The sequence below is a fragment of the Hydrogenophaga sp. 2FB genome (genome assembly GCF_005503365.1).
Taxonomy (GTDB): domain Bacteria; phylum Pseudomonadota; class Gammaproteobacteria; order Burkholderiales; family Burkholderiaceae_C; genus Hydrogenophaga.
Map to the genome: position 1 here is coordinate 1 of NZ_SCML01000018.1, position 12,991 is coordinate 12,991.

The window sequence follows — 12,991 nt, forward strand, 5'->3', positions numbered from 1 at the left end:
GCAGAACTCCCAGAAAACAGCCTCTATTGGAATTCAAACCGGGAGTTCCGGCCATCCGCAATCACCCCAAAGTCCAGTGCCTACGCGGGCTCTGGGGATTCTTCAGGGACGACTACTTGGGGCCGGTTGCCGAAGTCCATCCGGCCTCGCACCCGCCTGGGCAACCTACATGGCAACTGGGAGCCGCAGAATCGCTGCCTTGCTCCATCAAATTGCGCGTGTCCAAAAGAGCAGATCCAGGTGTCCAAGTTCAACCGTTCCCGCTGTCCACGAGAAATCAAATTCCAGAAGTGACCGAAATACTAAAGGATCGTTGCACTATACATGCTGCATCGCCGAAATGCCCCGTCCTTCACCCACCTCTGAGCATTTTGCGCAGTCCAGATAGGTAACCAACTCGGTAGACCGTCCTACCGCGTTCATTTACGACTGCGCCATGATCACCTTCGCACCAACCTTCGCCTGCTAAGAATTCAGAGGACGCCGCCTCAAAGATGGCTTCACGTTCTAAGTCGTTTAGGCGAGCTGTGGCAGGGAGCGACTGCGCTATCTCTCGATCACCGTGATATAGCTCTGCCGGTATAGGTCGCATGTCGACGACGATTTGCGATTGAGCCTTGAGCGTATTGAGCTGGAGTCTGAGCCTATCGCGCTCAATGATGACGCTTTGAACCGCAGATCGCGCAGCGGGGTCCTCAATATTCATTAGCCACTTTGGGGCGTCGTCCCTGTACTCGACGCGCGGCCCTTTTTTGATCTCAACTGGCCCTGCATAGGCGGCCCATCCCAAAATGAGTTCCCGGTAATCTTGGCTTTGCCTTGTCTTTAACACTCCAGCTTTGAGGACCCCAGCGGCAGTCACTACCTTGCCAATCGTTGCCAAGGAAAAGTCCTTGGATCCGATCTTGTGATGGGCACGACATACCTCATGCACACTCAAAAGGTTCTTTCGTTTGTCACTGCGATTCGTGCGAGCTAAGAGGCCCTCTAAAACCAGATCGGGATGAATTGTCGAGGAGACCACCTCCTTTCTCATTCCGCTGCTCCAGATGTCGCGCCCAACTTTAGGTTCGATCCGCTGAGCGAAAGAGTTACGCTGGTCCCTGAGACCGCCTGCAGTGCATCATGGACACCCGGCAAGCCGATCAGGCTGTGCCCAGCCTCCATGTGCTCCGTGACCTTTCTCATCCCAATCCAGCGGTCATCGGGATTCATACGCTCGCTAAGACGCCGCATGAAAGCGTTACCGACCTTCAACTGCTCTTCAGGATTCAAGCGCATGAAGACCGTAGGAAGCCCTTCGCGCTCCAAGGCGAGATCGAGCAATTGGGTACGCCGCAAAACAGCTGTACCTGGGTTTAGGTCTGGAAACACCTCGACGTTCTCACACACCCATGCCAATTGCAGAAGTTCACCTTCTGGCTCCTCTATCGCTACCTCAAGGCCTGTCATGTCGGTAGCAAGAATAAGCGCATGTCCTTCGATTTCCGAGTTGAGTATGTCGATTGCTCGCTTGATCAGCAGCCATATCGAGCCCAGATCATTACACCGTTCATCAAAGGTCTTGATGTGCAACTCCAATAAGCGCTCAGCGCTCTTCAGGAGACTTTGGTCAAAAAACGGGGCGCCTACTTTTTCGGCCTCGGCGCGTCGCTTGCGCAGTGCCTCGAGTTCGTGGTTACGCTTCGCCACGTTCAACCCGGCCTGATCGAAGTGAAATGCCGTGTTGTTGAACCTAGCTACCAATGCGGGCAGATGATGCGGTTCGGTGACGAACCACCGGCAGCGAGGGCAGTTACGGGCGCCACCTGGAACTTCGCCATGGACAGGTTTATTTGGGTTTCCTATGTTGGGTCCACCGTTGTGACACCCGGGCGTTTGGGCGTTGACTACATCTGCCGACGTATTGCCACCTGCCAAGCACACTCCATCGGCCATCTCCATCCAGCCAGCTGCATTGCGATTCGTCGGACTTATTGGAATCGCCTTTCGAAGAGTTTCGGAGTTGACGGCAATGGCCCTTCTTTCCAACTCTTTATGTTCACCGTTTCTCAGCCAATCTACGATTGAAGCCTGAGCTTTTGTCTTGAGTCGCTCTTGCGCCGCTTGAAGGACCTGATGCACTTGGCGCTGACCGGGCTTGAAATAATATAAAGTCATTGGCAATCGACTGTGGCCCACTAGCTTCTGCAAGATTCCAAATGGAACCTCCCCGTCCCAAGCGAGGCAGGTGATTAAAGATACTCGAAGACCATGAAGGTCGAATAGTGGAGTAAGGCTTTCAACAAAATAAGATTTCCCCAGGTCCTTACTAAACATAGATCGGGTTCGACATTTGACAAGCTGCGTGGGCGAGCCGTCTGCTTGGGTTATGCCTTGTTGCTTTAACCGATCCTGAAGAGATTTCAGAAGTCTTGCCCAAACGTTTACCATCTGACTATCTTTAAGTGGCAGATGCGGGTGGGGAACAACTTCGGGTGTACGGAAAAGAAAGCAAGTTTCGGAATGGGAGGATAATGTTCCCATATCCTTCTCTTGAATGATCCCTTTTCCCTGCAGTTGGGTCCAAGGCGTACGGCTGCTAACTGGATTGTATTTTTGCTGCCAGTCTCGCAATTTAGTTATCCAGTAATACACATCTTCAAGTTGATCGGGATTTTGCGGCCAAGCAGTGTGATACCCCTTAGCAGATCCTCCTTGAAGCCGGTCATTCGTCTTATTGGTGTTGATGAACAGGTGAGTTCCGATTTCACCTTTGTATGTGTCTTCCCAGCGTGATATCACTCCACAGGACAAAGGCTTCTTGATGTCACCTTGCGCGAGCTTTGAGGTATTGAGCACCCATTTCCCCAAGCACCCTTGTTTTCCATGTTGGGACTGTTCGAAGCGCCAGGTGTCTGCCTCACCTGAGTCCAAGACGCGAACTTGTACAGTTCGGAGCGGAACCATTAGTTTGATCGCAAGTGCTACATAGCGGACCGGTGACCACATCTTCACAACGGATCGACCGGAGTGCAACTTCATTCTTTTAAAGACACAGTCTGGATCAAGGCTGTCGACCAAAGCTTCAGGCACCTCGAACCAGTCTAGGCCCGGCCTTCCCCATTCACCCTCCTGCGCTCCAAGAAGAGTTTGCGCCCAAGTCCAATCACGAAAGTTTGGTCCCTGAATCAGGATTTTTTTTGCTTCTTGAATGATCCCGTAAGGCAAGGCATGGCGGACACTGGAATCGTGTCTTTTCATGCCTTCCAATGAGCGACGGGTCACGAAGTTGTGGTAAGCAGGAGATACACGGCGCCTTTCATGGTCGTCCATTGATGAATAACCATGCTCATCACTCAAAAGCACCCAGTCGATGAAATCGGCAATGTAATTGTTTTGGATCGTATTAGTCGTTGTTGCGCCGCCTTTACGTGTGCGGTTGCCAATGCCTTTCCCACCAGCGACAAGCACATCAAAGAAATCCGGTAACTGAGTAGAACGCGATAGTGCCACTTTCGGATCGAGTACAGCACTTCTGTTCGGGGTGAGGAAGTGTGTAAAGAATTTCGAGAGTGCTGCAAGCCTTGTTCCTTGATCCCCTTTTTGCTTGCTAAGCCAACTCACTGCAAGTTTCCGCCATGCACCCAACTCTGGAAGCTGTTGCCCTACCCATGTCAGTGCTGGATCGTTATCCCGGCGAAAGTTTTTAGTTAAAAGAACCCTACCATCGGCGTCTACATACGGTATGGGGTTGCCCAGGCCTTTCGGGGTTCCCATTCGACCATCCTCCATCAATTCTGCACCGAACCTCGACTGCAAAACAAAGTTAAGAAACTCGTGGATTTTATTGTTTTGAGACCTCGCTTCAGTTTTACTACTCGGGACTAAAATTTCAAAAAGCGAGGGTATTGACGATGCTGGATTAGTAATGGTTTCCGTCTGCGTCTTTGATGCACGCTTACTCCGTATGCCATCTACCTGTGATTCTTTTGTATCGTTAATGATTGAATTTGAGTAGGCTAGCGATAGAAATCCTTCGACATCAATCGGCAAGCCCTTGGGAGCCAGTATTCGTAGAAGGTAAAGCTCCACAAAGTTACTTAGTGCCTTAAGAGTTCGGGAAAGCGGTTTGTTGCCAGCTTCGAACCAGGATTGAGCTGCCGCAACCCACGGTCGCAATACCTCTTGATGCTCTGGGTACATGGCAGCGACCCAATTGAGTTCGGGGTCATTTTTGCGGGAGGATCCCTTGACCCGACTCATACGTTTTGAGGCAGCGGATAAACTCGTATCTCTTGCACTCGGGATATCCGCTTCGTTTTTATTTCCAATGTTCTCTGACAAAGGCTCCCTATCGTGTTTGTTTCTGGACAAAGCATTTTTGGCGGTTGTACCGGAATCGGTCACATTAAATCCTTAGGCTGTCATGCGCCTTGTTTGATGTTTTGCAGCTTCTGTTGCAGTTCAGTCCACGCATTACCACTCATCCCGGATGGACTAAGCGTATGTGCTTCTACTCCATCTTCCAATGCGTCTGCCAAGTAGCTCTTCGGCAAAAGATGTTTGGTTTCAAGCTTTTTCATGCCATCCGCGATTGCGTGGGCAATCTCAGCTGGGCTGGGCACCGTGTAGGTTTGCTGGGCTTCTAGCGATTTGTGGTGCATGAAGATCTTGATGTAGGCAGAATCAACACCGGCCGCCCGTGCGCGTTGTCCATACGCGTGTCGGTGTCCATGCCGTGTGGTACCCAAGGACTTGGCTACCTCTAACCCTATGCGTTTACAGGCTGCAGCATGAGCCTTGTTGAATTGCGAAAGGCTGTATGGAGCGCCGATTGGCTCACGGCTGAGATTTACAAAGGCCCAAGGATGGCTGCGCGGAACATTGACCAACTGGCGCATATAGCCGTCCCAGAGCTCACTGAACCAATTTCCGTATTGCTCGGTGAACCAGTGCGCTCTCATAAAGTAGCTTTCATCGAGCAGCGGATTCTTCCATCCCGCTCTCAACTTGCCGGCTAGCAAATGCCGAGGCCTAAGACCGTAGCACTGTGCCAGGTACTGCTCTCGGTTCGCGCTCGAAGGTCGCCCTTGACTCGAAGTCCAATCTGATGGCGGTTCCCCGTGCGTCGGATGGTGAATGAGTACGGTGCTGCTCCTCAGATCTCCGGGAGTGGGGAAGACATCTTGCACATAGAGGTGAAAGGGCTCGGATTCACGGAAGCCGGCCCCGTGCATCAATAGCGTGATACATGCGCCCCGGTAGTCGCGATTTGCCCCCCCTAAGAACCCCTTAACCAGCAGTTCCTCGAATTTCGATTCAGGGAATGCCGGTGGGTTTTTGCGGATGACTTTCGGGCGCTTTGCAGCCTTCACACTCGGCGCAAGGCTTTCGCGGACGCTGCCTAACCAAGTGTGCCCCAGCATTGCGGCTTCCCGCCGATAGATGTATGCCGCGTGGTCGATCATTTGGTCGAATGGCGTCTTGCTGTAGGCTGGGTTGAGCTGCTCGTGGAAGGGTCGATCGCGTTTGAGGTACTTGAAGAAGTTTGTTAGCGAGTGGACGATGCTGCTGACCACATCAGGTTTGCGTACCGTCCAACCAAGACCGCTTGGATCCAGCCGCGTCTTCTCGTTGAAGGTTCCGGTACTCAACCGTAATACAAAGTTCTGGAACATTAGTTGCCGATCCATTTCGTGCGGATTGGCCACCATGTATTCCATAAACAGCACTACGCCGTGAGCAACTTTCTGTTGCCAAGGCACACTTCTGGTCGTTGCGTAAAAGCGGAAGTAATTCACCAAAGGGAGCAAAACGCCCTCTGGAGTCAGCACCGCTACGATTTCACTGGCCGCGCCGGTTGAGTCAACGATGACCCTTGCACGTGTTGCGACGAACATCGATTAATTCCAAAGGTCACAAGTGGTGGCACACACGACAGAACATTGGTGTCGTCTACGTCAGGGGCCTTCGCATGTTTGTGCTGACCTGAGTTGGGTAATGAGTCGAGGTCCAAGCTGCTCCTGCAGCGCGAAGGAGGAATAGTGTTGATTCAACAAACTGAGGTCCGCAATTTGTCCAAAGCATTTTTTGCGGTGATTCATAGCAGCTCGTCACCGCATGTATTGAAGTATAGGGTGCAAGATTAAAGTTAAACGTGCGAAACAATCCCTCCAAACGGGTTCGTGGGGTGCATTAGGCTGAGTGCTAGGTCAAAGTATACGGTGAGAGTTGGGGGTAATAAAGTAGTTGCTGGCCGAGAAGCCGCAGAGGGTGAGCATGTCTGTCTCCGTTGTGGGGTGTGGGGTGGATCGTAGTACGGAGGGTGCGCAGCCATGCGTCACGCAGTTGACGCGGCGCCCCGCTGATAAACTGGCAGACCATGCCGTTCACCCGCACCCCCCACCGATTCGCCGCCTGGCTGGCCATGCTCGCCATGCTGCTCGGTGCGCTCGCGCCCACCGTGGCGCAGGCGGTGGTGACCGCGAAGGGCGGCCCCGATTGGGTGCAGGTGTGCAGCGCCAGCGGCATGGTCTGGGTGCAGGCCGATGCGCTGGACGACACCTCCGATGGCAAAAAAGCCATCACCGATGCCGCGCGCCACTGCCCCTGGTGCAGCCTGCAGGGCGCGATCGGCTTGCCGCCTGCCCCGTGGGCACAGGATCACCTGGTCGCCAGCCGCGCCGAACCGCCTCAAGCGCCGATCCGCTCGGCCACACCTGCCACACCGTGGCCTACCGCGCTGTCGCGCGCTCCGCCGCAGGCCTGATCTGCCTTGCGGTTTGCACGCCTCTCATGGGACGTGCGTTTTTTTGGCTTGAGTCCGCGCGCCTGCCGAGCAGTGGACGAACAAGCCCCGATCCATCTCCTCTTTTATCAATGGGTGTTTCCATGAAACAACTGCTCATCTCCACCTTGCTGGCCGTCACCGCCAGCGCCTGGGCGCAAGCGCCCGCTCCCGTCGACGTGAAGGACGCCTGGGTGCGCGCCACCGTCGCGCAGCAGAAATCCACCGGCGCCTACATGCAGCTCACCGCCGAGACCGACGCGCGCGTGGTCGAGGTCAGGTCGCCCATCGCGGGCGTGGTGAAGATCCATGAAATGGCGATGGACAAGGACGTGATGCGCATGCGCGAGCTGAACACCGGCCTGGCGCTGCCCGCTGGCAAGCTGGTGGAGCTCAAGCCCGGAGGTCACCACGTGATGATGATGGACCTCAAAGGCCAGGTGAAAGCCGGTGACGTGGTGCCCTTGACCTTTGTGCTCGAAGGCAAGGACGGCCAGCGCTCGACGCTCGAGGTGAAGGCCACGGCGCGCCCGCTGGGCGCAGGGGCTGGCGCAGCGCCGCCCGCTGCCGCCGCCGAAAACCACAACCAGCACAAACACTGAGGCGGCCATGACCACCGCACAACGCGCTTCCGACGAGGATGCGGGGACGAGGCCGTCCCGGTTTCATGCCATCGCCTGGCGCTGGCACTTCTACGCAGGGCTTTACGTCGTGCCGTTTCTGCTCATGCTCGCGATCACGGGCCTGGTCATGGTGTTCTTCACCGGCTTCCAGACGCGCTTCGGGCCAGTGGTGACGGTCAACGTGCCCAACCACGCGCCGCTGCCGGTGAGCGCGCAGGCGCAGGCGGTGCTCGAACTGCGCTCGCAAGCGGCGCTGCGCGAATACATCGCACCGCCGACCGACGACCGGGCCAGCTGGTTCGTGGTGGTGCGCGATGGCGTTACCGAAGCCGTGGCGGTGGACCCGTACACCGCGCAGGTGCTGCAACTCGTGGACAAGGAAAAAACGGTCTTCGCGTGGGCCGAGAAGATCCACGGCACGTTGCTGCTGGGGGATGTGGGCGACCGCCTGATCGAAGTCGCCGCGGGCCTGGGCATCGTGATGATCGTGACCGGTCTGTATCTCTGGTGGCCGCGCGGCGGCACGCGCTGGGCGCAGGTGCTGGTGCCCGACCTGCGCCTGAAGGGGCGGCTGTGGTGGCGCTCGCTGCACGCGAGCGTGGGTTTCTGGCTGAGCGCATTGCTGCTCACGTTCCTGCTCACGGGTCTGTCGTGGACGGGGGTGTGGGGCGCGCAGTTCGCGCAGCCCTGGGGCACCTTCCCGGCGGCCAAGTGGGACGCGGTGCCGCAGTCGGACGCGACGCACGCCAGCCTGAACACCGCGGGTCTGCACGAAGTGCCGTGGGGGTTGGAGCAGACGCCGCTGCCGGCGTCCGATGCCGCGGGAGCGCCCTCGGGCCAGTCGGTGAACATCGACGCCATGGTGGCATTGGCCAGGGAACTGGGTTTCCAGGGCCAGCACCACATTCAGTTTCCGCAAGGGGATACCGGTGTGTTCTCCATTTCCGCCGACACCATGAGCGGTGATCTGGGCAACCCCACACAGGACCGCACGGTGCACGTGGACCGCTACAGCGGCCGCGTGCTGGCCGAAGCCGCGTTCGCCGACTACCCGCTGCTGGCCAAAGGCATGGCGGTGGGCATTGCGCTGCACCAGGGCGACCTGGGGTTGTGGAACGCGTGCCTCAACGTGCTGTTCTGTCTGGCCATCGTGTTCCTCTGTGTGAGCGGCGTCGTGATGTGGTGGAAGCGCCGACCCTCGGGAAGCTGGCGTCTGGTGGCGCCGCCGTTGCCGAAGGATGTGCCGCTGTGGAAGGGTGGGGCGGTGGTGATGTGTGCGGTGGCGTTGGCGTTTCCGCTCACGGGTGCGGTGCTGGTTGCCGTGTTGCTGCTGGATGGACTCGTGTCTTACGCCCTCTCTCGCTTGCGGGAGAGGGTTGGGGTGAGGGTGCCTTGACCCCCTTTTTGAAGTGATGGGGTTTCTTTCGTGGCAAGCCGGGTCTCGGCCCGGCGGCCGACTCACTTTCTTTTGCTTCGCCAAAAGAAAGTAAGGGCAAAGAAAAGGCGAGCCGAAGTCCGGGCCCCTTCGGGGTTCCTTGCGCTGCTCGGTGTGCGGGGAGAAGTTCGCAAACTCGCTTCGCTCAAACACGCGAACTTCTTTTTCCCCGCACCCCTGCGCTGCTCAGCCCGGCCTCACGGCGGAAAGCGGGTCCGGGATCGGGGTCGGGATCAGGAGCGGACTTCCCCTCCTGCTCCCTCCCCCGGGTGGGGGAAGGGGCAAAGCTCACTCCAACGCCGCCCGCCCCGCACTCGGCGCAGGCGGTGAACTCGCACCCGAACCCCGCTCGAACGTCACCACATGGTCTACCTCGGCACGGATGCCGATCCACTCGCCCACCGCGTGGTTGTGGTGCGAGGGCACGTGCGTCATCAGCACCTCGCCGCTGGCCAAGCGCAACGTGTAGAGAAACTCCGAACCCCGGAACGCCTTGCGCAAGATCTGCGCCTTCACTGGCGCGTTGTCGTCGTGCACGATGTCGTCGGCGCGCAGCAACACGTCGCACAAACCCGCCTCGTAGGCCGACGGCAGCGGGCATTCCTCCACGTCCTGCAGCGGCCCCAGCGGGGTCTGCACCAACACCCCATTGCCATTCTTCGAAATCTGCGCCGGCGCGAACACGCCATGGCCAATGAACTCGGCCACGAAGCGCGTGGCCGGGCGGTGGTACAGCGCGTAGGCGTCGTCCCACTGGTGCAGATGGCCTTCGTGCATCACGCCGATGACATCGCCAATGGCAAAGGCTTCCAGCTGATCGTGCGTGACGAAGAGGGCGGTCGCCCCAGCGGCTTTCAGAATGCCGCGCACCTCGTGCGCCAAACGTTCGCGCAAGTCGACGTCGAGGTTGGAAAACGGTTCGTCCAGCAACAACAGGCGCGGGCGCGGCGCGAGCGCGCGCGCCAGCGCCACACGCTGCTGCTGTCCACCAGAAAGCTCGTGCGGAAAGCGCGACTGCATACCGGCCAGGCCCACCAGCGCCAGCACCTCGGCCACCCGCGCCTCGCGCTCGGCGCGCGGCAGGCGGTGGATGCCGAAGGCGATGTTCTTGCCCACGTCGAGGTGCGGGAACAAGGCGTAGTCCTGGAACACCATGCCGATGCGGCGCTCTTCGGCCGGCATGTGCTGCGTCTCGTCGCTCACCGTCTCGCCATCAAGCGTGATGCTGCCGCCACTGGCGCGCTCCAGGCCCGCCACCGCGCGCAGCAGCGTGGTCTTGCCGCAGCCCGAGGGGCCGATCAGCACACCGATGTCGCCCGCGCGCAGCCCGAGCGACACACCATCGACCGCCGCGTGCGCCAGGCCGGGGTAGCGCACGCTGAGCTGAGAGACATTGAGGAACATAGGCGGGTCATTGTAGATAACTACAATTCTCATTTGTATTGACGTGGGCTAACGCCCGAGACCCTTGCCCATGCGACGTTGGTTGGCCCCGGCCCTCTTGATCCTGCTTGCCCTGCTGCTCTCGTTGCCGGTGCTGTCGTTGGGGGCGTCGTGGTTCCAGTTCGACGCGGTGGCGCAGGACGTGCTGGGCCAGATGGCGCAAACCGTGTTGCCCGACTACACGCTGACCACGCTGGTGCTGTGCGTGAGCGTGGCGGTGGGCGTGGCGGTGGTGGGCATGGGCACCGCGAGCGCGGTCACGCTGTTCGACTTTCCCGGCCGCCGTTTCTTCGAATGGGCCCTGCTGCTGCCGCTGGCCATGCCGGCCTATGTGGTGGCCTACGCGTACACCGACTTCCTGCAGTTCGGCGGTCCCTTGCAAACCTGGCTGCGCGAGGGCTTCGGCCTGAGCGGCCGTGTGTTCCCCGAAGTGCGCAACACGCCCGGCGCGGTCTGGGTGTTCACGTTCTCGCTCTACCCGTACGTGTACCTGCTGGCACGCACGGCGCTTTCCGAACGCGCGGCCCAGTTGATGGAAGCCGCGCGCCTGCTCGGCGCCCCGTTGGCGCGGCGCATCCGCGAAATCGCGCTGCCCCTGGCGCGCCCGGCCGTGGCCGCGGGCGTGGCGCTCGCACTCATGGAAACCCTGGCCGACTTCGGTGTGTCCAGCTATTTCGGCATCCAGACCTTCACCGCCGGTGTCTACAAGGCCTGGCTGTCCATGGACAACCGCATGGCCGCGGCGCAGCTGGCCACGATCCTGCTGGCCACCGTGTCGCTGCTGCTCTGGCTGGAGCACCGCGCGCAACGCCGCATGCGCTTTTCCACGCTGCGCGGCCAGCGCGCCGCCAGCGCCGAAGCCCAACCCGTGCGCCTGCGGGGTAGCCGCGTGGCGCTCGCGATCACGGTCTGCGTGGTGCCGATCGCCTTCGGTTTCGTCCTGCCCGTGCTCTTCATGCTGCGTCCCCTCATCGGTGGCTGGGACGACCTGCCCTGGACCTCGTTCGTGCAATGGACGCGCAACAGCCTGTGGCTGGCTGGCCTGGGTGCCGCGCTGGCCACCGCCATTGCGCTGGCGCTGGCGTTCGCGCAACGCGCGCGGCCAGGCAAGGTGACGCGCGGTGTGGTGCAGCTCGTCAGCCTGGGTTATGCCGTGCCCGGCGCCGTGATCGTGGTCGGCCTGTTGTTGCCGGTGGGCTGGGTGCAATCGGTGCGGCCCGAATCCAGCGTGGGGTACTGGGTCACCGCGACCGCGATCGGCATCGTCTGGGCGTATCTCGTGCGCTTCACGGCGGTGGCCCTGCAGTCGGTGCACAGCGGTTATGCGCGCATGCCCGCCAGCCTGGACGACTCCGCCCGCATGCTCGGCGCCACCGGCCTCGGCCTGGCCACGCGTGTGCACTGGCCGCTGCTCAAACGCTCCACCGCCGCCGCGCTGCTGCTGGTGTTCGTGGACGTGATGAAGGAGCTGCCCGCCACCCTGGTGCTGCGCCCCTTCAACAGCGACACGCTGGCCGTGGTGACCTACCAGCTGGCGCGCGACGAGCGCCTGGGTGAGGCGGCGCTGCCGGCGCTGACCCTGGTGCTGGTCGGGCTGGTGCCGGTGATCCTGCTCAGTCGGACCTTGAGGCAGCGCTGAGTAAAGGGGTGTTGCGGCACTTGTGCCTCACGGTGCCCACTGCTTTAATGCCGCGATGAACCCTCGACACGCTCCTGTTCCAGACGAACGCCGCCAGTTCATGACCTTGGCTGCCGCGACCGCGGCCTCTGCCCTCGTGGCCGGTTGTTCCCTCTCGCCGATCTCCAGGCCCTTGCCTGGCCAGGCGCCCGCGAGCGCGGCCTACCGCCGCGAGGCGGCTTCCCACATCTACCGCAAGTACCCCGATCGCATTTACCGGGGGCAGTTGCCCGCGATGCTCTATGCGATCGGTGTGCTGGAGATCGAGATCCACCTGGGTGGCCGCGTCGGCTCCTTGCGCTGGCTGCGCGGTCCCAGCCATGCGCCTGAAGTGATGGCCGAGATCACGCGCCTCGTGCAACAGGCCTCGCCGTTCCCCTCGCCGCCCGGTCTCGGGCGGGTGCAGTACGTCGACACCTGGCTGTGGGACCGCAGCGGCCGCTTCCAGCTCGACACGCTGACCGAAGGCCAGCTCTGAGGCCGTGATCAGCCCTTGGGCATCTCCCTGGGGCCACCGTTGATGCCCCACGGCGTGCCGAAGCGGTCGGTGACCATGCCGAAGGTGTCGGCCCAGAACGTTTCAGCCAAGGGCATGGTCACCTTGCCGCCTTCGGTCAGGGCGTTGAACACGCGCGTGGCCTCGGCGACGGTGGGGAAGGTGATCGCCATCATCGCGCCCTGGATGCCGGAGAAGGGCACGCCGGGTGGCGCGTCGCCGGCCATGAGCGCGAAGTCGGGGTGCACCAGGTAGGCGTGCATGATGCGGCCGGCGTGCTCGGCTGGCACCGGGTCGCCGCCGGGCATCTCGCCGTAGGTGATCAGGGCTTCCAGCTTGGCGTTGAGCAACTTGGCATAGAACTTCATCGCTTCGGCGCAATCGCCGTTGTAGGACAGGTAGGCGCAGAGTTGTGTGGACATCGATATCTCCTGAAAAGGGTGGGTGATGAACCGGCGTGCCGTGTCATGGTGTCGCTGGTCACTTGATGACGTATGAAGCCGCATGATTTCGACACCGTTCGAATCATGCGCCGATGGGCGGTGAA

10 protein-coding genes are annotated in these 12,991 nt (G+C 60.0%); 5 read left to right on the forward strand and 5 right to left on the reverse strand.

All coding sequences use genetic code 11. From position 1 onward, the window contains the following. Positions 1 to 352: 352 nt before the first annotated feature. From gmtX to gmtY, 3 genes are read right to left on the reverse strand one after another with little or no spacing between them, the layout of a single operon-like run. Positions 353 to 1,036 (reverse strand): gamma-mobile-trio protein GmtX, encoded by a 684-nt coding sequence (gmtX, locus tag FFS09_RS12260; RefSeq protein WP_137919167.1) that lies wholly within the window; start codon positions 1,034 to 1,036, stop codon positions 353 to 355. Next, entirely contained in the window at positions 1,033 to 4,389 is a 3,357-nt protein-coding gene (gene gmtZ / locus FFS09_RS12265) for a gamma-mobile-trio integrase GmtZ (protein ID WP_137919168.1), read from the reverse strand. Before gmtZ ends, gmtX begins: the two co-directional genes overlap by 4 nt. 17 nt (positions 4,390 to 4,406) lie before the next feature. After that, complete coding sequence (gene gmtY, locus FFS09_RS12270; RefSeq protein WP_137919169.1) at positions 4,407 to 5,882, reverse strand: gamma-mobile-trio recombinase GmtY; 1,476 nt, start codon at positions 5,880 to 5,882, stop codon at positions 4,407 to 4,409. Positions 5,883 to 6,364: 482 nt separating this feature from the next. Between gmtY and FFS09_RS12275 the strand changes: the two genes are divergently transcribed. The 3 genes from FFS09_RS12275 (at position 6,365) to FFS09_RS12285 (ending at position 8,788) form a co-directional block, all read left to right on the forward strand. Beyond that, on the forward strand, positions 6,365 to 6,751 hold the full coding sequence (locus FFS09_RS12275) for a DUF2946 domain-containing protein (RefSeq protein WP_137919170.1): 387 nt from the start codon (positions 6,365 to 6,367) through the stop codon (positions 6,749 to 6,751). Positions 6,752 to 6,873: 122 nt separating this feature from the next. Beyond that, positions 6,874 to 7,371 carry a copper chaperone PCu(A)C gene (locus FFS09_RS12280; RefSeq protein ID WP_137919171.1) on the forward strand — a complete coding sequence of 166 codons (498 nt, stop codon included), beginning with the start codon at positions 6,874 to 6,876 and terminating at the stop codon, positions 7,369 to 7,371. A 7-nt stretch (positions 7,372 to 7,378) separates the two neighbouring features. Beyond that, positions 7,379 to 8,788: a PepSY-associated TM helix domain-containing protein gene (locus tag FFS09_RS12285; RefSeq protein WP_137919172.1), complete on the forward strand. Its 1,410-nt coding sequence runs from the start codon at positions 7,379 to 7,381 to the stop codon at positions 8,786 to 8,788. 327 nt (positions 8,789 to 9,115) lie between these two features. On the opposite strand, the gene FFS09_RS12290 is transcribed toward FFS09_RS12285, so the two are convergent. After that, entirely contained in the window at positions 9,116 to 10,231 is a 1,116-nt protein-coding gene (locus FFS09_RS12290; RefSeq protein ID WP_137919173.1) for an ABC transporter ATP-binding protein, read from the reverse strand. 70 nt (positions 10,232 to 10,301) lie between these two features. Between FFS09_RS12290 and FFS09_RS12295 the strand changes: the two genes are divergently transcribed. Continuing rightward, positions 10,302 to 11,909 (forward strand): ABC transporter permease, encoded by a 1,608-nt coding sequence (locus tag FFS09_RS12295; protein ID WP_137919174.1) that lies wholly within the window; start codon positions 10,302 to 10,304, stop codon positions 11,907 to 11,909. A 55-nt stretch (positions 11,910 to 11,964) separates the two neighbouring features. Next, complete coding sequence (locus FFS09_RS12300; RefSeq protein WP_137919175.1) at positions 11,965 to 12,426, forward strand: twin-arginine translocation signal domain-containing protein; 462 nt, start codon at positions 11,965 to 11,967, stop codon at positions 12,424 to 12,426. A gap of 8 nt (positions 12,427 to 12,434) precedes the next feature. On the opposite strand, the gene FFS09_RS12305 is transcribed toward FFS09_RS12300, so the two are convergent. Beyond that, the gene (locus FFS09_RS12305; protein ID WP_137919176.1) at positions 12,435 to 12,866 is read right to left on the reverse strand and encodes a VOC family protein; all 432 of its coding nucleotides are present in this window, start codon (positions 12,864 to 12,866) and stop codon (positions 12,435 to 12,437) included. Positions 12,867 to 12,991: the final 125 nt, after the last annotated feature.